General features: G+C 68.8%; 17 protein-coding genes. 6 read left to right on the plus strand and 11 right to left on the minus strand.

Going from position 1 to position 19,656, the window contains the following annotated elements:
* Positions 1-101: 101 nt before the first annotated feature.
* Positions 102-1,322, minus strand: a complete 1,221-nt coding sequence (locus A37U_RS42785; protein ID WP_020496108.1) for an MFS transporter — start codon at positions 1,320-1,322, stop codon at positions 102-104.
* 165 nt (positions 1,323-1,487) lie between these two features.
* On the opposite strand from A37U_RS42785, the gene A37U_RS0108020 reads away from it, so the two are divergent.
* Positions 1,488-3,251 carry an ABC-F family ATP-binding cassette domain-containing protein gene (locus A37U_RS0108020; RefSeq protein ID WP_020496109.1) on the plus strand — a complete coding sequence of 588 codons (1,764 nt, stop codon included), beginning with the start codon at positions 1,488-1,490 and terminating at the stop codon, positions 3,249-3,251.
* Positions 3,252-3,361: 110 nt separating this feature from the next.
* Positions 3,362-4,984: a fatty acyl-AMP ligase gene (locus A37U_RS0108025; RefSeq protein ID WP_020496110.1), complete on the plus strand. Its 1,623-nt coding sequence runs from the start codon at positions 3,362-3,364 to the stop codon at positions 4,982-4,984.
* Here the strand turns inward: A37U_RS0108025 and A37U_RS54365 are convergent.
* From A37U_RS54365 to A37U_RS0108050, 5 genes are all read right to left on the minus strand, one after another.
* Positions 4,974-5,096 carry a hypothetical protein gene (locus A37U_RS54365; protein WP_020496111.1) on the minus strand — a complete coding sequence of 41 codons (123 nt, stop codon included), beginning with the start codon at positions 5,094-5,096 and terminating at the stop codon, positions 4,974-4,976. The two genes, A37U_RS0108025 and A37U_RS54365, sit on opposite strands and share 11 nt — an antisense overlap.
* A 20-nt stretch (positions 5,097-5,116) precedes the next feature.
* Positions 5,117-5,926, minus strand: a complete 810-nt coding sequence (locus A37U_RS0108035; RefSeq protein WP_026196978.1) for an exodeoxyribonuclease III — start codon at positions 5,924-5,926, stop codon at positions 5,117-5,119.
* Positions 5,927-6,024: 98 nt separating this feature from the next.
* Complete coding sequence (locus A37U_RS0108040; protein ID WP_157182685.1) at positions 6,025-6,855, minus strand: SH3 domain-containing protein; 831 nt, start codon at positions 6,853-6,855, stop codon at positions 6,025-6,027.
* Positions 6,856-7,094: 239 nt separating this feature from the next.
* A complete protein-coding gene (locus A37U_RS0108045) occupies positions 7,095-8,315 on the minus strand; it encodes an NADP-dependent isocitrate dehydrogenase (protein ID WP_020496114.1) in 1,221 nt (406 codons plus the stop codon).
* 93 nt (positions 8,316-8,408) lie between these two features.
* Entirely contained in the window at positions 8,409-10,418 is a 2,010-nt protein-coding gene (locus A37U_RS0108050; RefSeq protein WP_020496115.1) for a glycohydrolase toxin TNT-related protein, read from the minus strand.
* Positions 10,419-10,636: 218 nt separating this feature from the next.
* Here A37U_RS0108050 and A37U_RS0108060 point away from each other — a divergent pair, with 218 nt between their 5' ends.
* Positions 10,637-11,485, plus strand: coding sequence for a bifunctional methylenetetrahydrofolate dehydrogenase/methenyltetrahydrofolate cyclohydrolase (locus A37U_RS0108060; protein WP_026196979.1), 849 nt, complete (start codon positions 10,637-10,639; stop codon positions 11,483-11,485).
* Positions 11,482-11,769, plus strand: a complete 288-nt coding sequence (locus tag A37U_RS0108065; protein ID WP_020496117.1) for a DUF3017 domain-containing protein — start codon at positions 11,482-11,484, stop codon at positions 11,767-11,769. Before A37U_RS0108060 ends, A37U_RS0108065 begins: the two co-directional genes overlap by 4 nt.
* A gap of 68 nt (positions 11,770-11,837) precedes the next feature.
* On the opposite strand, the gene A37U_RS0108070 is transcribed toward A37U_RS0108065, so the two are convergent.
* A complete protein-coding gene (locus A37U_RS0108070; RefSeq protein ID WP_026196980.1) occupies positions 11,838-12,827 on the minus strand; it encodes a malate dehydrogenase in 990 nt (329 codons plus the stop codon).
* A 101-nt stretch (positions 12,828-12,928) separates the two neighbouring features.
* Here A37U_RS0108070 and A37U_RS0108075 point away from each other — a divergent pair, with 101 nt between their 5' ends.
* A complete protein-coding gene (locus A37U_RS0108075) occupies positions 12,929-13,567 on the plus strand; it encodes a spermidine synthase family protein (protein ID WP_240437533.1) in 639 nt (212 codons plus the stop codon).
* Here the strand turns inward: A37U_RS0108075 and A37U_RS0108080 are convergent.
* Together A37U_RS0108080 and A37U_RS0108085 are read right to left on the minus strand one after the other, a co-directional pair.
* Positions 13,546-14,976 carry a hypothetical protein gene (locus tag A37U_RS0108080; protein WP_020496120.1) on the minus strand — a complete coding sequence of 477 codons (1,431 nt, stop codon included), beginning with the start codon at positions 14,974-14,976 and terminating at the stop codon, positions 13,546-13,548. The genes A37U_RS0108075 and A37U_RS0108080 overlap by 22 nt on opposite strands.
* A gap of 120 nt (positions 14,977-15,096) precedes the next feature.
* The gene (locus tag A37U_RS0108085; RefSeq protein WP_020496121.1) at positions 15,097-16,488 is read right to left on the minus strand and encodes an aspartate aminotransferase family protein; all 1,392 of its coding nucleotides are present in this window, start codon (positions 16,486-16,488) and stop codon (positions 15,097-15,099) included.
* A gap of 127 nt (positions 16,489-16,615) precedes the next feature.
* Between A37U_RS0108085 and A37U_RS42790 the strand changes: the two genes are divergently transcribed.
* Positions 16,616-18,190: an APC family permease gene (locus A37U_RS42790; protein WP_020496122.1), complete on the plus strand. Its 1,575-nt coding sequence runs from the start codon at positions 16,616-16,618 to the stop codon at positions 18,188-18,190.
* Here A37U_RS42790 and A37U_RS0108095 read toward each other — a convergent pair.
* Together A37U_RS0108095 and A37U_RS0108100 are read right to left on the minus strand one after the other, a co-directional pair.
* On the minus strand, positions 18,187-18,963 hold the full coding sequence (locus A37U_RS0108095; RefSeq protein WP_020496123.1) for an enoyl-CoA hydratase/isomerase family protein: 777 nt from the start codon (positions 18,961-18,963) through the stop codon (positions 18,187-18,189). The genes A37U_RS42790 and A37U_RS0108095 overlap by 4 nt on opposite strands.
* Positions 18,956-19,588: a TetR/AcrR family transcriptional regulator gene (locus A37U_RS0108100; RefSeq protein WP_157182730.1), complete on the minus strand. Its 633-nt coding sequence runs from the start codon at positions 19,586-19,588 to the stop codon at positions 18,956-18,958. The genes A37U_RS0108095 and A37U_RS0108100 overlap by 8 nt, the downstream gene beginning before the upstream one ends.
* Between the last annotated feature and the right edge of the window lie 68 nt (positions 19,589-19,656).

Here is a 19,656-nt window from a genome sequence, read left to right on the forward strand (position 1 = left end):
TCTGCCTACCATAGCCGGGACAGGCGATCGACGTGAGTACCCGGGTAGACGTCGGAGGAGGCGCAGCACGATGCGTAACCGCACGTAACCGACGGTTCGATTCATGTCCGCGCACTCGCCTGGGCGCGTTGCCAGGCGAGAATGGGCGGTATTGCCAGCAGGATGCCCACGGCACCCATGATCCCGACTGCCGTGGCGGTACTCAGCCGGTCGGCGATGACTCCGCCGAGCAGCGGGCCGATGCCTTGCACGGTGTTCATGCCCGCGTTGAGCAGCCCGAGCGATTGCGCCCTCGTGCCCGCGGAAACCCGGTCGACCAGCGAGTTCGTGGCCTGCAGCAGGGTCACCGCGCCGCACACGCCCGCGACGAGGAAGCTGATCGCGGCTACCGCGAGGCCGGGATGGGCGAAGCTGACCAACAGCGGCGCTCCGGCGCCGAGCACGACCAGGCTGAGCAGCCGTTCGTGCCAGTGCGGCCGGATCAGCTTGGTCCACAGGATCGAGCCGAGCACCGCGCCGATCGGGTCCGCCGCGAGCAGGATACCGAGCGCGATCGTGTTCGTGCTGAGCTCGCGCGCATACGGCACGGCCAGCCCCTCGTACACGATGAACAGGCCGCTGAGCACGCCGAACGCGAGCAGGGCCCGCCGGGCGCCGTTGGCGAACAGGGTGTGTGCCCCGGAAACCGCGGAACGGAGGAACCCTTCCTCGTGGCTGCGGTCCTCGATGCCCGGGGTGGGCCGCGGTCGCACCCCGATCCAGGTCACCAGCCCGGAAAGGACGAAGGTGACCGCGTTGAACAGCAGGACCAGCCGTGGCTCGACCACGGTGAGGGCGAGCCCGACGAGCGGGAAGAGCGCGATCTGGCCCGTCTGATTGGTCATCGACCGCACCGCGAGTCCGGTGAGGTAGGCGCGGCCGGGGAGCACATCCGCGATCAGGGCCATCTGCCCGGCCTTGAACGGTGCCTCGACGAAGGACACCAGCCCGACGAGCACGCACAACGCGGAGATCGGCACCCCGGGGATCGCGACCACGACCATCAGCGCGGCGCGCACGAGATCGGCCAGGATCAGCACGGCACGACGCGGGAACCGGTCCGCGAGGCTGGAGAGCAGGATCCCGCCGAGCAGTGCCCCGCCGTAGGTCATGCCGAAGGCCAGTCCGGTCAGCGCGGCGGAATTCGTCTCCAGCAGCACCAGATAGCCGAGCGCGACCCGGCCGGACTGCGAGCCGATGATGGAGAACAGGTCGGCGAGCCACAGCGACCGGTACTCCCGGTTGCCGAGTACATCCCGGTATCTCGCAGGCTCGGTGTCCACTTCGGTCAAGATATCCCCCAGCCCGGATAGTGACGCAGCACACGGTACCCCGGGCGAGGCACTGCGTACTGCTCCGCGCGGGGATCGCCGTGCGAACCGGGCCGGGGCGTGGATGGGACAATTTCTTTCGGTATCGAACGAACCAGTGATGGAAAGCGCGGGTAGATGGTCAACCTTGTCAATCTCGAGGCAGTGCACAAAAGCTACGGCGTGCGGCCGTTGCTCGACGGTGTCTCGCTCGGGATCGGGGACTCCGACCGGATCGGCGTCGTCGGCCTCAACGGTGGGGGAAAGACCACGCTGCTCGAAGTCGTCGCGCGCCTCACGGAGCCGGACGAGGGCCGGGTCAGCCACGGCCGCGACCTGCGCACGGCCGTGGTCACTCAGCGCACCACACTCGACCCGGCCGCGACCGTGCGCGAGGTCGTGCTCGATCCGCGCGGTTTCGACGCGGAGCACGAATGGGCGGCCGATCCGCACATCCGCGGGGTGCTCGAGGAACTGGGGGTGGCCGCGCTCGGACTGGAACGCCGGATCGGCGAACTCTCCGGTGGGGAACGCAGGCGCGTCGAGCTCGCGGCCGCGCTGACCAGGGAACTGGACCTGCTCGTGCTGGACGAGCCGACCAACCACCTCGACGTGGAAGGGGTGCGCTGGCTGGCCGAGCACCTGCTCGCGCGCAACTGTGCCCTGCTCGTGGTCACCCACGACCGGTGGTTCCTGGACACGGTCTGCACCCGCACCTGGGAGGTGGTCGACGGGCGGGTCGAGTCCTATGAGGGCGGGTACTCCGACTGGACCTTCGCGCGCGCCGAACGGGCCCGGCTGGCCGATTCCGCCGAGGAGAAGCGGCGCAACCTGGCCCGCAAGGAACTCGCCTGGCTACGCCGTGGTCCGCAGGCGCGATCCTCGAAACCGCGGTACCGCGTCGAAGCGGCCGAGGCGCTGATCGCGGATGTGCCCGAGCCGAGGGACACCGTGGCATTGACCAGCTTCGCGCGCAGGCGGCTCGGGAAGACGGTGCTCGAACTCGAGGACGCCACGTACCGGATCGGCGAGCGTACGATGCTGGACAACGAGACCTGGCGGATCGGCCCCGGGGACCGGTTCGGGCTGGTCGGGGTGAACGGTTCGGGCAAGACCACGATGCTGCGCCTGCTCACCGGGGAACTCGAACCGGAGAGCGGGCGCCTGGTGTGCGGGAAGACCGTCCGGCTGGCGCATCTGTCCCAGGAACTCGCCGAACTGGACCCGCAGCTGCGCGTGCTCGAGGCCATCGAACTGGTCGCGAGCCGGGTCGTGCTCGGCAAGCAGGAACTGTCCGCCTCGCAGCTCGCCGAACGGTTCGGGTTCGGCAAGAGCAGGCAGTGGACCCCGGTCGGGGACCTCTCCGGCGGGGAACGGCGCAGGCTGCAGCTGGCCCGGTTGCTCATGGGGGAGCCGAACGTGCTGCTGCTCGACGAGCCGACCAACGACCTGGACATCGACACCCTCCAGCAGGTGGAGGACCTGCTCGACTCCTGGCCGGGCACTCTCGTGGTGGTATCACACGACCGGTACCTCATCGAGCGGGTGTGTGACCGCACCGTCGCGCTGTTCGGGGACGGGCGGATCACCGATCTGCCCGGCGGCATCGAGGAATACCTCAACCGCAGGAAGACGCTCGCCGAGGCGACACCGGTGAACGGCAAAGCCCGCAAACCCGAAAGCGATGCCGCCCGTCAGCGCGCCGCGCGCAAGGAGCTCGCGAAACTGGAACGGCGCCTGGACACCCTCAGCGCCAAAGCGACCGAGCTCGACAAATCGGCGGCCGAGGCCGGAGCGGATGTCGACAAGCTGACCGCGATCGACGCCGAACTCAAGGCGGTGCGTGCCGAGCGGGACGAGGTCGAGGAACAGTGGCTGGAGGCGGCCGAGCGCGCCGAATAGCCCGGTACCCGCCACAGCGCGAGGAATTGTGGATTCCACACAATTTCTGAGCCCAGTGTTGTCCTCGCGCGCAGGGTACACAACGGCTACCGCACAGTAGGCTTTCGGGCATGAGCAGGTTCGTGGAGACGCTTGTGCGTACGGCGCACACCTCGGCCAAGGGAATGGTCACCGGTGAACCGTCCAGCCCCACCCGCAGCACGTGGGGCGAGGTGCACGAACGGGCCAAGCGAACGGCCGGTGCGCTGCGCTCGGGCGGGCTGCAGGCCGGGGACGCCGTCGCGGTGCTCGCCGCCGAACCGGCCTCCATCGCGCCCGCCGTGCAGGGGGTGTGGCTCGCCGGCGGCAGCGTGACGATGCTGCATCAGCCCACTCAGCGCACCGACCTCGCGGAGTGGGCGAACGACACGGTGGCCGTGCTGAACATGATCGGCTCGAAACTCGTGCTGCTCGGCGCGCCCTTCGAGGCGATCGCCCCGGTACTCGACCAACACGGCATCCGGTACGTGCCGCTCGCCGAACTCGACGCGGAACCGCTCACCGAGCCGATACCGCGCGAGGAGGAGGACACCGCGCTGCTGCAGCTGACCTCCGGTTCGACCGCGGAACCGAAGGCCGTGCGGATCACCCACGGGAACCTGTACGGGAACCTGACCGGCATGATCGAACGGTCCGGGATCGACGTCGCCGAGGACGTGATGCTGTCCTGGCTGCCGCTGTTCCATGACATGGGCATGGTCGGATTCCTCACCGTCCCCATGACCTTCGGGATCGAACTGGTCAAGATCACCCCGCCCGATTTCCTCTCCGGACCGCTCGTGTGGCCCCGGCTGATGAGCAAGTACCGCGCGAACGTGACCGCGGCCCCGAACTTCGCCTACGCGATCGCCGGCAAGCGAATGGCGAGCGCCGAGGAGGAATTCGACCTCTCGCACCTCAAGATCGCGCTCAACGGCGCCGAGCCCATCGACGAGAGCGCCGTCGCCGCGTTCGTGGATGGCGGAGCCCGCTTCGGCATGCCCGCCGAATGTGTCTTCCCCGCCTACGGCATGGCCGAATGCACCCTCGCGATCAGCTTCGACCCGGCAGGCACCGGATTCCACGTCGACCACATCGACCCGGAACGGCTCGAGCGGGACGACCTCGCCGTCGCCACCGAAGGTGGGCGCGCGTTCCCCAAACTCGGGCACCCACTGCCCGGGGTCGAAGTGTCCGTCGTGGATTCCGAAGGACGCGTGCTCGGTGACCGCGAAGTGGGCGAACTGCGGCTGCGCGGGAGTTCCGTGACGCCCGGCTACCTCACCGTCCGCGGGCCACTGCGCACCCACACCGAGGACGGCTGGCTGCCGACCGGGGACCTCGGCTACACCGTCGACGGGCAGGTCGTCGTGTGCGGGCGGATCAAGGACGTCATCATCATGGGCGGGCGCAACATCTATCCGACCGACGTCGAGCGCGCCGCAACCAGCGTTTCCGGGGTGCGTGCCGGAAACGCCGCCGCCATCCGCCTCGACGCCGGGACCAAACGGGAACGCTTCTCCGTCGCCGTCGAATCCAAACTCGCCGGGGACAGCGAGGAACAGGAACGCATCGGCCGCGAGGTCACCGCACGCATCATGGATGCCGTCGGTGTCCGCCCCATGGAGGTGCTCGTCCTCGGAGTCGGCACACTGCCGAAAACGCCGTCCGGGAAACTACGCCGCGCGGCGGCCGCGGACCTGCTCACCGACTGACCGCGGAACAGGTCACTGCCCGGTCGGCTCGCCGGTTGCCGACGAGCAGGGTCGACAGGCCGGTGACGAGCGTGATCCCGCCGGAGATCAGCGCTATCAGTACCTCGTCCACGGCACGAGAAGCTCTCGCCGCTACTGCTTGGGGAAGTCGTAGCGCACCGTCACCGGGGCGTGGTCGGACCAGCGTTCTTCGTGGCTCGGGGCCCGTTCGACGACGGCGGAGCGCGCGGCCGCGGCGAGTCCGGGGGTGGCCACGTGCAGGTCGATGCGCCAGCCGGAGTCGTTGTCGAAGGCCCTCCCGCGGTAGGACCACCAGGAGTACGGTCCCTCGCCCTCGGGCTGGGTGGCCCGGCCGATATCGGTGTAGCCGAGCTCGTCGTAGATGGAGTCGAGCCAGGCGCGCTCCTCGGGGAGGAATCCGGCCGCGCCCTGGTTGCCGCGCCAGTTCTTCAGGTCCTCCTTGCGGTGGGCGATGTTCCAGTCGCCGCAGACGAGTGCCTCGCGTCCCTCGGACTCGGCTCGCTTGCGCAGGTCGGCGAGATACGGCTGGAACGCCTCCATGAACCGTTCCTTCTCGTCCTGGCGCGGGGTTCCCACGTCTCCGCTCGGCAGGTAGAGCGAACCGATGACGGTGGTGGGCAGGGTGATCTCGACGTAGCGCCCGGCATCGGCGAACTCCTCGGCGTCGAAGCCGATCCTGGTCTCGAGTGCCTTGCGGCGCGCCAGGATCATCACGCCGGCCCGGCCCTTGGCCGCGGCGGGGGCGTGCAGCACGGTGCGCCAGCCCTCGGGTTCACGCACCTCGGCGGGCAACTGGTCGGCGGTGGCGCGCACTTCCTGCAGGCACACGACATCCGCCTTGGTCGCGGCGAGCCATTCGCGGTAGCCCTTCTTCGCGGCGGCACGCAGTCCATTGACATTCACGGTGGAAACGGTCAGCACGTGCGCGAGCGTACCGACCGGCACCGACAAAGCGGACCGGGCCGGAGCCGACGGGCTCCGGCCCGGTCTTCAACCTTCCCCTCGGGTCTGCTCCGCGCTCAGCGGTTGAGTGCCTCGCCGTCGACCCAGTGCCCGGAACCGAGGTAACGATAGTTCCCGGTCGAGGTCTCCTGGGCGCGCTTGGAAGCGCGGTAGTGCTTGCCGGTCACGGTGTGTCCGACGACGTGGGTGCCGACCGTCGAACGGCTCCCGTCGAAGATCTTGCTGTGCTTCACGGCCGTGTAGACCGCGGAGTCGCGGGCGCTCAGATCGGATGCCCACCGGGCGTTCGCGATCCGGTAGTGCTTCCGGTGCGTGGAGTGGTGGACGTAATGATGCGTGCGCTGGCTGGCCGCGCGATAGGTGTATCCGGTGCGGTAGGTGGTGGCATCCGAAGCGGCGCCCGAACGGGCGAGGAATGTGCCCGAGACCCACTCGCTCGGCCCGATCTCGTACCACCCGCCGGAAACAGCCTTGCTGTACACGACGTGGCCCTGGCCGAGGCTGTCGACTGTGCGGTAACCGGTTCCGGGGCCGGAACGCACGCGCAGGGTCGGCGCGGTCACCCGGTAGGCGGTGCCGGACACGTAACGCGGGCCGAGGCCGGAATGCATGCTCCGGTGGTAAGTTTTCTTACCGTGCCGATTGGCCCATTCGACTTGATCGTCGACCCATTTGTCGTGTGCGGACTTCTTGTTCCCGTGGGATTTCGCCCACTGAACCTGATCGTCCACCCACTGATCGGATTTCATGGTCTTGCCCGAGAATGCCGCGTGCGTCCCCGCAGCGGTATCGCCCGGTGTCGCCGCGGCCGCGGTCACCGTGCCCGATGCTCCGAGCGCGACCGCGATTACCGAGATCATCCCGGCACGAACTGCCGATTTGCGCATCTTTTCCTCCACCCTCTGACTCCCCTTGGGTAGGTCGTGCGGGATGCCCCGGCGACCATGATTAGGAATACACCGATACGTGCCCGTGCGCCAATCAAAACCCCTCGTCTCACTCCACGGAGGGACCTGAAGGGGTAGTTGTCCACAACTGAATGGTAATAAAAACCGGACCTACCGGACGACAAAAAAATCGGGCCGCCCCGGAATGGTGCGGCCCGATTCATTCGGAATTCGATCGATCAGGCGGAAGCCATCTTTCGCTGCAGGTTCTCGTCCAGCGTCGCGAGGAATTCCTCGGTGGTCTGGTACGGCTGATCGTTCCCGACGAGCAGCGCGAGGTCCTTGGTCATCTTGCCGCTCTCCACGGTCTCGACGACGACCTGCTCGAGCGTGTTCGCGAACTCGATCACCGCGGGGGTGTTGTCCTTCTTGCCGCGCGCGTCGAGGCCGCGGGTCCAGGCGAAGATCGAGGCGATCGGGTTGGTCGAGGTCGCCTTGCCCTGCTGGTGCTGGCGGTAGTGCCGGGTGACCGTGCCGTGCGCGGCCTCGGCCTCGACCTTGCCGTCCGGGGTCATGAGCACCGAGGTCATCAGGCCGAGCGAGCCGAAGCCCTGGGCGACCGTGTCGGACTGCACGTCCCCGTCGTAGTTCTTGCACGCCCAGATGTAGCCGCCCTCCCACTTCAGCGCGGAGGCGACCATGTCGTCGATGAGCCGGTGCTCGTAGGTGATGCCCGCAGCCTCGAACTGCGCCTTGTAGTCGCGCTCGTAGATCTCGGCGAAGGTGTCCTTGAACATCCCGTCGTAGGCTTTGAGGATGGTGTTCTTGGTGGACATGTAGACCGGGAAACCGCGGTCGAGCCCGTACCGCAGCGAGGCGTGCGCGAAGTCCTCGATGGACTTGCGGAAGTTGTACATGCCCATCGCCACGCCACCGTCTTCGCCGAACTTGGCGACCTCGAGCTCGAGCGGCTCGGAGCCGTCCTCAGGGGTGTAGGTGATGGTGACGGTGCCCGCGCCGGGGACCTTGAAGTCCGAGGCCTTGTACTGGTCGGCGTGCGCGTGGCGGCCGATGATGATCGGCTTGGTCCAGTGCGGGACGTAGCGGGGGATGTTCGAGATGACGATCGGCTCGCGGAAGATGACACCGCCGAGGATGTTGCGGATCGTGCCGTTCGGGCTGCGCCACATCTTCTTGAGGCCGAACTCCTCGACCCGCGCCTCGTCCGGGGTGATGGTCGCGCACTTCACGCCGACGCCGTGCTTGGCGATCGCGTTCGCGGCGTCCACGGTGACCTGGTCGTCGGTCGCGTCCCGGTGTTCCATCCCGAGGTCGAAGTAGTCGAGGTCGACATCGAGGTACGGGTGGATCAGCTTGTCCTTGATGAACTGCCAGATGATCCGGGTCATCTCGTCGCCGTCGAGTTCGGCGACCGTCCCCTCCACCTTGATCTTAGCCATGCGGTAGGTCTCCTCTGTTCTCGCAGCCCGCTTACGGTACAAGCGTACTGCTAATCGTGAGCGCCGTACCAGGCGCCCCCGTGCTTCGCGGGTTCAGGCCTGCTCGAGCGCCCCGTCCGCGAGCAGCTCGGTGATCGGTTTGGGCAGCAGGTACCCGGTGCCGCCGCCCGGCTGATCGAACCATGGGATCGCAGTACCGGAGAGCACCTCGATCTCCCTGCTCACCCGGTAGGTGCGCACTTCGCGCTCGGCCCATTCACCGGGCAGCGAGCGCTCCTCGAAGGGGGTGCCCGCGAGGTGCACGAGTCCGCCGTCCGGTTCGCCGTAGCGGTCCACGGTGGTGCCGGGGGTGAGCCGGTCGCGTGCCTTGCTGCGGAACAGCTCACCCGGCGGATCATCCGAGACGCGCCAGCGTTTCCACAGCGCACTGGGGGAGAGTCCGGCCTCGGATTCCTCGGAGTCCTCGGGTTCCTCCGGTTCCGCGGCGGCGGCATGCCGGGGAGCCTCGGATTCGGCGGGCTGCGCGGGTGGGTCCTGGTCCGCGGCTTCGTGCTGGCCCTCGGCGGTCTCGGGGGGACCGGACGGTTCGGATGGTTCGGGTGGTTCGGATGGCTCCTCGGCGGATCCGGTCTGCTCCGGTTCGCCGGGTTCCACCGTTTCGGGTTCCGTCGGTTCCGACTCGGTTGTCTCCGGTTCGGTCGTTTCGGGCTCTGCGGCGGAACTCTCCGCGGCGCTGGGCTCGTCCGAAGCGGGTTCGGGTGCGGCCGGCTCGCCAGGGGCGAGCTCCGACTCGACCTGCGCGGCGATCGGCTCGGCCTCCAGCGCGGCGGCCACGGGGGTGGGTTCCGGTTCCGGTGCGGGGTCCTGCTCGTGGGCGGGCTCCGCTTCCACCTCCTCGATGACCGGAACCGCCCCGGTGACCGGTACAGCTCCGGCGGCCGGTACCGCATCGGCGGCCGGAGCCGTTTCCGGGCGAGGCGCGCCGACCGGCCGGTCCAGCAGCAGCTTGCCCAGCATGAACGCGGCCGCGTCGTGCTCCTCGGCGAACCGCATCGGGGCCGGGTTCGCGGGGTCCGGGCGGGCCACGAGCCAGCTGTCCGGGGTGCGCAGCAGGTGCCAGGTCCCCGGGACGAACTCGCCGATGCGGTACGACTCGGCCGGGACCCCGGCGGCCTCGAGCCGGGTGCGCAGCTGCTCGCCGATCTCGCCGCCGGGGGGCTTCGCGGGCTCCGGGGGTTCGGGTGGCGGGGTGGCGCCCTGGCGCACCGGTGGGCCGGGCGGCCGTCCGCCCGTGATCATCCGTGCCGCCGCCTCGGTGGTCGTGTCCTCGAGTTCGGGAGCGGTGAACTGGCTCGCGCGCGCGTGCTCGACGAGCCCGGCTTCCGGGGGCAGGCCGTAGCGCGCGAAGTAGTAGTTGACCGCGGCGGGCCAGATCCACACGCCGTCGGAGTGGAACGCGATGGGCACGCTGTGCTGCCCGTCGGAGGAGAGGTGGTCCACGTCGTTGCCGCGCACCGGGAGGATCAGCCTGGCCCGGTCGAGGTACTGGCGCAGTTGATCGCGTTCCTGTTCGGGCACCGGGGGCCGGTTCACCGTCGGCCGCCCGTTCGGTCCCTTGCCGTCGAAGATCCGGGCGACCCGGAACTGGGCTTCACCTGCGGGCGGTGCCGAATTGTCCGAGATGCCGGACATGCGCATCATCAGCCAGTCGGGGACGTCGGCCTCCTCACGCGGGAAGTAACGCAGTTCGTCGCGGAACGCCTGCGGTGGCGGCTGGGTGCGCCACTGCGGCTCGTCGCGGTCGAACTCGACGTTGTACTTGGACGGCCGCTCGATGTGGTAACGCGCGTTGAACCAGGTGCCGCCCTCGATCGGGTGCATGGCCGCGCGTAACCGGGCGAACATCAGGGCGATCTCGTGCGATGCCGTCCACGCGTTCGCCGCGCCCGTGTTGTTCACGATCTCCGCGGACAGCTCGTAGTAACGTCCTGTTGCGCGGAACTCGGTCCGGATCTGCTGCCAGTCCTGCGGTGCTGCGTTGATCAGCGTGATGCCGATCTGCTTGATCAGCGCGTTGGAGTCAGCGGTAGTTGGCTGCGACACGGCGTATTCCTGTCACCTTCCCTTGACCTGATGAACCGCCCGGACGCCGACCGTCGCCCGGTGTGTCCGCATCTGGGTGTTCAGTAGAAACCGTAACCCAATCCGGCTTCCCGTGCGTTGTTCATCCGGAAGATCGAATACACCGGGCACGTGAATGGTTCCATTCACGTGCCCGGACCGTTCTGTGCGCCACCTGGTTCGTGACAGAATCCGGAACCGTGACAGCCACGATCCTGGACGGCAAAGCCCTCCGCACCACCATGCACGAAGAACTGCGCGAGCGGGTCGCCAAGCTGGCCGAGCGCGACATCGTCCCAGGACTGGGCACGGTCCTCGTCGGCGACGATCCCGGTTCGCACACGTACGTGCGGATGAAGCATCGCGCCTGCGAGAAGGTCGGGATCAACTCGATCCGCCGCGACCTGCCCGCCGACATCGGCCAGGCCGAGCTCGAGGCCGTGATCGACGAGCTCAACGCCGACCCGGGGTGCACCGGCTACCTCGTGCAGCTGCCGCTGCCCAAGCATCTCGACGAGTACCGGATCCTGGAGCGCGTCGATCCGGCCAAGGATGTCGACGGTCTGCACCCGGTCAACCTGGGCAAACTCGTGCTCGGTGAGCCGGCCCCGCTGCCGTGTACGCCGAACGGGATCATCACCCTGCTGCGCCGCTATGGGGTGCCGATCGAGGGCGCGCGGGTCACCGTCGTCGGCAGGGGGACGACCGTCGGCCGCCCGATCGGGCTGCTGCTGACCCGGCGCAGCGAGAACGCCACCGTCACGCTGTGCCACACCGGTACACGGGATCTGGCCGCCGAGGTGTCCCGCGCGGACATCGTGATCGCCGCGGCCGGTTCCGCGGGGATCATCACCGCGGACATGGTCAAGCCGGGCGCCGCCGTCGTGGATGTGGGCAGCACCCGCACCGAGAACGGTCCGGTCGGCGATGTGGCCCCTGAGGTCGCCGAGGTCGCGGGCTATCTCGCGCCGATCCCGGGCGGAGTCGGGCCGATGACCATCACCCACCTGCTCGCGAACGTCGTCTCCGCCGCCGAGCAGCGCGCGTGACGCACGTGGACCGGGCCAGCCTGCGCACCGCGCTCCCGTTCGCCACGGTACTGCTCGTCGTACTGGCCGGATTCGTGCTCATCGTGCTCTACCACTGGCGGTGGGGATCGACGCTGATCGGCGCCGGACTGCTGATCGCCGCGCTGCTGCGGGGCATCCTCGGCCGGGAACAGGTGGGCCTGCTCGCGCTGCGCAGCAGGCCGGTCGACGTGCTGCTCTACGGCGGGTTCGGCGCGATCATGATCGTGGTGGCCCTGACCATCACCGGCGGGCCGCTCGGCTGAGCCGGACAGCGGACCGCCCCGCGGGAAACTCCCCGCGGGGCGGTGTTGAACGGAAAACCGGGACAGGACTAGACGAGGCCAAGGGCGCGGACCGCGTCGCGCTCCTCGACGAGCTCGTTCACCGAGGCGTCGATGCGCGAACGGGAGAACTCGCCGTGCTCGAGGCCCTGCACGATCTCGTATTTGCCGTTCGAGGTGGTGACCGGGAAGGAGGAGATGATCCCCTCGGGCACGCCGTAGGAGCCGTCCGAGGGAATGCCCATCGAGACCCAGTCGCCGGGGGCGGTGCCGAGCACCCAGTCGTGCACGTGGTCGATGGCCGCGTTCGCCGCGGAGGCCGCCGAGGACGCGCCGCGCGCCTCGATGATCGCCGCACCGCGCTTGGCCACGGTCGGGATGAAGTCCTCGGCGAGCCAGGCCTCGTCGTTGACGGTGTCGGCGGCGTTCTTGCCCGCGACCTCGGCGTGGAAGATGTCCGGGTACTGGGTGGCCGAGTGGTTGCCCCAGATGGTCAGCTTCTTCACGTCGGCGACGGCCACACCGGTCTTCTTCGCCAGCTGGGTGACCGCCCGGTTCTGGTCGAGCCGGGTCATGGCGGTGAACCGGTCACCGGGCACATCCGGGGCGTGTGCTTTGGCGATCAGCGCGTTGGTGTTCGCCGGGTTGCCGACCACGAGCACCTTGACGTCCTCGGCCGCGCTGGCGTTGATGGCCTCGCCCTGCGGCTTGAAGATCCCGCCGTTCGCCTCGAGCAGGTCGCCGCGCTCCATGCCCTTCGTGCGCGGACGTGCGCCGACCAGCAGCGCGACGTTGACGCCGTCGAACGCGGTGCGTGCGTCATCGGTGATGTCGATCCCGGAAAGCAGCGGGAACGCGCAGTCGTCGAGCTCCATGGCGGTGCCTTCGGCGGCCTTGACCGCCTGCGGGATCTCGAGCAGCCGCAGGCGCACCGGGGTGTCCGGGCCGAGTAGCTGCCCCGAGGCGATACGGAACAGCAGCGCGTAGCCGATCTGGCCCGCCGCACCGGTCACGGTGACGTTCACTGGCGTCTGTGCCATTCGATACTCCTGGTCGCGGGTTCTGAGGGGTTGGTATGCCGCGATGCTATCTCCGTGCTCATCCGGTCCGGCCCGGGATGTGCACAATGACTCGTGTGACGATGCTCGAACGCGTGGCCGGGGTGTGCGGTGAACTGGTGCTCCGGCAGGTCGACGGGCACTGCGAGGTCATCGCGAACGGCACCTTCCTGATGGACACCAGGGACGGAGCTTCGGAGCGGCTGCTGGTGACCGCGGCGGCCGAGCGGATGCGCGCGGGCGGGCGGATGCTCATCGGCGGACTGGGGGTCGGCTTCTCGCTGCGGGCCGCGCTCGACCAGCCGAACGTGGGCCAGGTGGTGGTCGTGGAACGCGAGCGCGCCGTCGTGGACTGGAACGACACCGGCGGTCCGCTCGCACCCTGGCACGGTGACGCACTCGCCGAGCCCGCCGTCACGGTGCGGAACGCCGATCTGCTCGAATACCTGGCCGGGGAACCGGTCTTCGAGGCGATCTGTCTCGATATCGACAATGGTCCACAGTGGACGGTCAACGAGGAGAACGCCGCGCTGTACACCGGTTCCGGGCTGGCCCGGTTACGGCGCTGCCTTTCCGGCGGCGGCGTGCTCAGCGTGTGGAGCGCCGCCGCGGATCCGGGATTCGAGCGGGCCCTGCGCGCGGAGTTCGCCGAGGTTTCCGTGCACGAGATTCCGGTGCCGCGCGGCGAACCCGATGTGGTCTATCTCGCGATCGCGGGCTGAACAGCGCCTGCCGGCCGGATCGCGACCACGCCGTTGACCGTGCCCTGGTACTGCACCCGGCCGGGCACGATGCTGCCGACCATTTGCAGTGTGTCGGAGAAGAAGCCGGAACCGATCCGCCCCGCGGTCGAGGCGCGACCGGTCTTCGCGTCGATCACCGCTGCCTCGTAGTGGTCGAACAAGGTGCTGCCCCGGGCGCCGCCTGCGGGTTTCTGCCTGGTGATCGTGTACAGCTTCCCGTCCGCCGTGGACAGTCGCGGCACGGCGGCCGAACGCTCAGGATTGCGCCAGACCGTCGCGCAGCCACCCGGGTGCACATCGATCCTGGTCATACCGCCGGTGAACGGGGCGAGCAACGGGGTGCTCGGTCCCGCGCCCTCGGGGAGGGCGGGATACGGGTACCCGTAGGTGCTCGCCAGGTACACCGAATCTCCGGAGGCCACCGGGGAGAGCTCGGTCCCGGCAAGACCGCTCGGCGCGGTGCACACCGGCGCCCCGGTGCGCGCGTCCACGACGACCAGGTTCTCCTCGGGCGCCGCGTTGTCGGTGATCGCGAGGTATTCGGTGCCGGTGCGCGGTCCGAAGAAGGTCGGCGAGGCGCCGGTTCCCCAGCTCAGCTGCCCCGGCTTACGGCCCGGCCCGCGCTCGTAGGCCACCCGCCAATCCACGTGCGGCACCCCGTCCGGGCCCGCCGAGAGCCGGTATAGGGCGTGCGTCGTGGCGACGGCGGTTGCTCCGGGAGCGGTGGAGATGCTGTTCGCGATCTGCTCGCCGAGCCGGACGGTGTGCGCCACCGAACCGTCCAGCACACCCACGGTGCCCCGGTTCGTGCCGAACCAGACCCGGCCACGCCAGTCCGGCATGAGACTGGAGACGCCGTCGCCCTCGGGGATCGCCGAGCCCAGCGGGGTTCGCTCGGCGATGGACAGCCGCCATCCGGAGCTCGTGTGCTGATGGGCCACCCGCACCAGCTCGTTCGCACCGTCCACGAAGACGAGCCGGTCGCGGTTGTCGAGGTAGGCGTAGACGCCGCTGAGCAGCGATCCCTTCGGCAGCGCCAGCCGGGTGAGCGGCTGCGTGGTCTCCGGATCGAGCAGGAAGACCGTCGGGGTGCGCCCGAGCTGCGTGGTGCACAGCGCCACCGGGAATCCGTCCCGCCCGGCGAGCACCGTCGGGCAGGCGGCGCCCAGCTTGGCCGTCTGCACCCGGACCGGACCGGTGCCCGGTCCCGCGGCGGTGGTCGTGTCCGAGGATTCCGCGTCCCCGTGCATGGTCGCGGAACCGGCGGGACCGAGCCACGGATTCGCCGGTGGCTGGGCGGCCGAAGCGGGAGAACCGAGCAGCAGGAGGATGGCTGCCGAGACGGCGATGGCGAGCACCCGGTGACCGGATCGCAGTGGATCGCGCATTCGGCACACGATGGCAGAAGGCCGCTGCCTTGTCATGATCCAGATGGTGGAGTCCGGATCATGGGCAGCGGCCCTTCTCGCGCCTGTGCATTATCGCCCTGTGTGCTACGCCCCTGTGTGCTACAGCTTCGAATAGGCGGTCGTCAGCACCTCGCGCAGGATCCCCTCGATCTCGTCGAAGTGCTCCTGACCGCAGATCAGCGGCGGGGCGAGCTGGATGACCGGATCGCCGCGGTCGTCGGCGCGGCAGTAGAGGCCGTGTTCGAGCAGCGCAGGCGAGAGGTAGCCGTAGAGGATCCGGCTCGCTTCCTCGGCGGTGAACGATTCCTTGGTCGCCTTGTCCTTGACCAGTTCGACGCCGTAGAAATACCCGTCACCGCGCACATCGCCGACGATCGGCAGGTCGTAGAGCTTTTCCAGGGTGGAGCGCAAGGCGCCCTGGTTGCGCTGCACGTTGCCGTAGAGGTCCTCGCGCTCGAACAGGTCCAGGTTGGCCAGCGCGATCGCGCAGGCGACCGGGTGCCCGCCGAAGGTGATGCCGTGCGGGAAGGTCACGCCGTCGGCGAGGAACGGTTCGGCGATCCGGTCGGAGATGATCGTGGCGCCGAGCGGGGCGTACCCGGAGGTGAGTCCCTTGGCGCAGGTGATGATGTCCGGCTGGTAGCCGTAGCGGCTCGCGCCGAACGCGTGCCCGAGCCTGCCCCACGCGCAGATGACCTCGTCGGAGACGAGCAGCACATCGTGCCGGTCGCAGATCTCCCGGACCCGCTGGAAGTATCCGGGCGGCGGCGGGAAGCAGCCACCGGCGTTCTGCACCGGTTCGAGGAACACCGCGGCGACCGAGTCCGCGCCTTCCATCAGGATCGCGCGCTCGATTTCGTCGGCGACCCACTCACCGAACGCCTTCGGGTCGTCGCCGAAGATCGGGGAGCGGTAGATGTTGGTGTTCGCGGCCTTGTGCGTACCGGGCACGAGCGGCTCGAAGGTCTGCCGGTGCGCGGGGATGCCGTTGATGGACAGCGCGCCGTGCGTGGTGCCGTGATAGGCGATGGTGCGGCTGATCACCTTGTGCTTCATCGGTTTCCCGGTGAGCTTGAAGTACTGCTTGATCAGCTTCCACGCGGTCTCGACGGCCTCGCTTCCGCCGCTGGTGAAGAACACCCGGTTCAGATCGCCCGGTGCCTCGTTCGCGATGCGCTCCGCGAGATCGATCGCGCTCGGGTGGTCGAAGGACCACAGGGGGAAATAGCCGAGCTCGCGTGCCTGCCGGGCGGCCGCGTCCGCGAGCTCCTCGCGCCCGTGCCCGGCCTGCACCACGAACAGCCCGGAGAGCCCGTCGAAGAAGCGGCGGCCGGTGTCGTCGTAGACGTACGGGCCCTCACCGCGCACGATGGTCGGAACGCCGGGGGAGTCGTGGGCCGTCAGCGGGGTGAAGTGCGGCCACAGGTGCGCCTTCGCGGCTGCGCGCCGGTGTTCGAGTGCGGTGTTCGCATTGTCGGCTATCGCGGTCATGTTCCACGTACTCCAAACGTTACGTTCCTTCGTACTTCATGTATCGCACATCCCACGCCATTTTGCAACCGAATTCGTAGTTTTATCCGCGATCGCATACGGAAACTGCGGCTGCCATCATCTCCGTATGACGGATTCGGTGAGCGAGCAGGCACCCGGGACGACCAAGGGACTGCGCGCGGGGGCGCTCGGCCTCGTCTCCCAGATCGTGATCGGGGTCGCCGCGACCGCGCCGGCCTATTCGATCGCCGCGACGCTCGGCTTCCTCGTCATCGCCGGCGTCGGAGTGAAGGCACCCGCCTTCCTGGTGCTGGCCTTCATCCCGATCCTGTTCATCGCGATCGGGTTCCGCGAACTCAACCGCGCCGAACCGGACTGCGGGATCAACTTCACCTGGGCCTCCCGAGCGTTCGGCCCGCACGTCGGCTGGTTCACCGGCTGGGTGGTGATCATCGCCCAGATCCTCGTGATGACCAGCCAGTCCGCGCTGACCGGCAAGTACACCCTGCTGCTTCTCGGGCTGGACTCGCTCGCGGGCAACCGGTTCGTCGCGGCCGTGGTCGGGCTCTGCTGGCTCGCCGCGCTGTGTTACCTGTCCTACCGCGGCATCGAGGTGTCCGCGCGGGTGCAGTGGGTGCTGCTGTTCGCCGAGCTCGTCGTGCTGATCGCGTTCGCGATCGTGGCGCTGACCAGGGTCGGTTCGGGCACCGCGGGCCCGCAGTCACTGACCCCGGGCTGGGACTGGTTCTGGCCGGGCGGGGTGGGCGCGGGCGCGTTCATCTCGGCGACCCTGCTGGCCGTGTTCATCTACTGGGGCTTCGAGAGCTGCCTCTCGGTGAACGAGGAGTCGCGGAATCCCCGCCACGGGCCCGGTAAGGCGGCCGTGGTCTCCACCGCGCTGCTCGTGGTGAACTACCTGCTCGTCACGGTCGCCGCGGTCGCGTTCGCCGGGGTCGGCACGCACGGCATCGGGCTGGGCAACCCGGACAACGCCGAGGATGTGCTCGCCGGACTGAGCACCGCGGTGTTCGGCACCGGTGGCCTTGGTGCGCTGTTCGGCGTGCTGATGGTGATCTCGGTGCTCACCTCGAGCGCGGCGACCAGCCAGGCCACGATCATGCCGGTGGCACGCAGCACGCTGGCCATGGCCAGTCACGGGGCGCTGCCGAAGGCCTTCGCACGGGTGCACCCCAGATATCAGACCCCGGTGCTGGGTACCTGGGCCTTCGGCCTGGTCTCCGCGATCGTCTACATCGGACTGTCGCTGTGGAGCGAGAGCGTGCTCTCCGATTCGGTCGAGGCCACCGGGATCACCGTGGCGATCGAGTACGGCATGGTCGGGCTGTGCTGCGTGTGGGTATTCCGCAAAACGCTGTCGCGCAGCGTGCGGAATCTGGTGCTGCGCGGACTGGTGCCCGGCCTCGGTGCGCTGTTCTTCTTCACGGTCCTGGTGCTGGCCTTCGTCGAGTACAGCGATCCGGGCTACGGGGACACCTCGGTGCTGGGCTTCGGCGGGGTGGCCGCGATCGCGATCTTGTGCCTGCTGATCGGGGTCGGCCTGATCGGCTGGCTGCGCCGCGCCCGCGGTACCCGGGGGTTCTTCACCCCAGGGGGGATGGCGCGCGGCTCGGTGGACCCGGCCACCGATGCCATGCGCCTCGAACCCGGACCAGGCTCGGAAGCCGGTGTTCCGGAGATCTAGCGAACACCGCGGAAGGACGGCTTGCGCTTCTCCAGGAAGGCCGCCACTCCCTCGGCGTATTCCGCGCTCGTGTGCGCGTTCGCGTACAGCTCGGTGACCGCCTCGTCCTCGCTGTCCAGGCCGTCCTGGATGCGGCCGATGATCGTCTTCGCGCCGCGCAGGCTGACCTGGGCGCGCGAGCCGATCGTGGCTGCGAGCTCGTCCACCCGTTTGCCGAGCGTCTCGCCGGGATGAATCTCGTTGACCAGTCCGATGCGCAGCGCGGTGCTCGCGTCGATGAACTCGCCGGAGAACAGGATCTGCTTCGCCCACGCCGGGCCGACCGCGTGCACCAGCGCGCGGGTCGAGGTGAAGTGGTAGACGAGGCCGAGCTTGGCCGGGGTGATCCCGAAGGTGGCGCCCTCGGCGGCGAGGCGGATATCGCAGGCGAGCGCGATCTCGCAGCCGCCGCCGATGCAGAAGCCGTTGATCGCCGCGATCGTCGGCACACTGAGCCCGGCCAGTGCCCGCTCCCCGAGGTGCACCGCGGCCGCATAGCGTTCGGCGCCCTCGGCACCCGCGCGCAGGGTGGTGAACTCGGAGATGTCCGCGCCCGCGGAGAAGTGCTCGCCGCCGCGCACCACGAGCACCTCGGCATCGGAGCGCTCGACCTCGGCCGTGATCTCGGGCAGCCGGGACCACATCTCGAAGGAGATCGCATTGCGTTTCGCCGGGCGGTCGATGGTCAGCGTGGCCACTCCGGCCCCGATCTCCAGCCGCAGTTCGTCACTCACGTTCGCGTTCCTTTCCCTGCCGGGCCCGCTCGAGCACTTCGAGGCGGGGCCTGCTCTCCAGGTTTTCCAGTCCGTGCCAGGCGATGTTCACCAGGTGCGCGGCCACCTCCTCCTTACGGGGTTTCCCGGTGACCAGCCACCACTGACCGGTGAAGGCGACCATGCCGACCAGCGCCTGCGCGTAGAGCGCGGCCAGTTTCCGGTCGTGGCCCTGGCGGTCGAAGTAGACCCCGATGACCTCCTCGGCCTGCGTGGCGATGTCGTTGAGCAGGCTGGAGAACGTGCCGCTCGTCGAGGCGACCGGGGAATCGCGGGCGAGGATCCGGAATCCGTCCGCGTTCGAGTCCACATAGTTGAGCAGGGCCAGCGCGGCGCGTTCGAGCAGCAGTTTCGGGTCCTCGTCGGCGGAGACCGCGGCGACCATGCGGTTCATCAGCACCTGCATCTCGCGGTCCACGACCACCGCGTACACGCCCTCTTTGCCGCCGAAGTGCTCGTAGACGACGGGTTTGCTCACCCCGGCCCGCGCGGCGATCTCCTCGATCGAGGTCGCTTCGAAGCCCTTCTCGGCGAACAGGGAGCGGGCCACGTCGAGCAGCTGGGTCCGGCGCTGTACCCCGGTCATCCGCACCCTGGGCACCGGGTTCTGCTCCGCGTCCGGCCCGGAGCCCGCGGCCTCGGCCGCCCTGCGTT

The sequence above is a fragment of the Sciscionella marina DSM 45152 genome (assembly GCF_000379465.1).
GTDB lineage: Bacteria > Actinomycetota > Actinomycetes > Mycobacteriales > Pseudonocardiaceae > Sciscionella > Sciscionella marina.

What these genes read in the sequence shown, in the direction of transcription:
- A37U_RS0108020 (WP_020496109.1), top strand. Translation starts at nt 1,488, where the DNA reads ATGGTCAACCTTGTCAATCTCGAGGCAGTGCACAAAAGCTACGGCGTG.
- A37U_RS0108025 (WP_020496110.1), top strand. Translation starts at nt 3,362, where the DNA reads ATGAGCAGGTTCGTGGAGACGCTTGTGCGTACGGCGCACACCTCGGCC.
- A37U_RS0108040 (WP_157182685.1), bottom strand. Translation starts at nt 6,855, where the DNA reads ATGCGCAAATCGGCAGTTCGTGCCGGGATGATCTCGGTAATCGCGGTC.
- A37U_RS0108045 (WP_020496114.1), bottom strand. Translation starts at nt 8,315, where the DNA reads ATGGCTAAGATCAAGGTGGAGGGGACGGTCGCCGAACTCGACGGCGAC.
- A37U_RS0108070 (WP_026196980.1), bottom strand. Translation starts at nt 12,827, where the DNA reads ATGGCACAGACGCCAGTGAACGTCACCGTGACCGGTGCGGCGGGCCAG.
- A37U_RS0108075 (WP_240437533.1), top strand. Translation starts at nt 12,929, where the DNA reads ATGCTCGAACGCGTGGCCGGGGTGTGCGGTGAACTGGTGCTCCGGCAG.
- A37U_RS0108080 (WP_020496120.1), bottom strand. Translation starts at nt 14,976, where the DNA reads ATGCGCGATCCACTGCGATCCGGTCACCGGGTGCTCGCCATCGCCGTC.
- A37U_RS0108085 (WP_020496121.1), bottom strand. Translation starts at nt 16,488, where the DNA reads ATGACCGCGATAGCCGACAATGCGAACACCGCACTCGAACACCGGCGC.
- A37U_RS42790 (WP_020496122.1), top strand. Translation starts at nt 16,616, where the DNA reads ATGACGGATTCGGTGAGCGAGCAGGCACCCGGGACGACCAAGGGACTG.
- A37U_RS0108100 (WP_157182730.1), bottom strand. Translation starts at nt 19,588, where the DNA reads ATGACCGGGGTACAGCGCCGGACCCAGCTGCTCGACGTGGCCCGCTCC.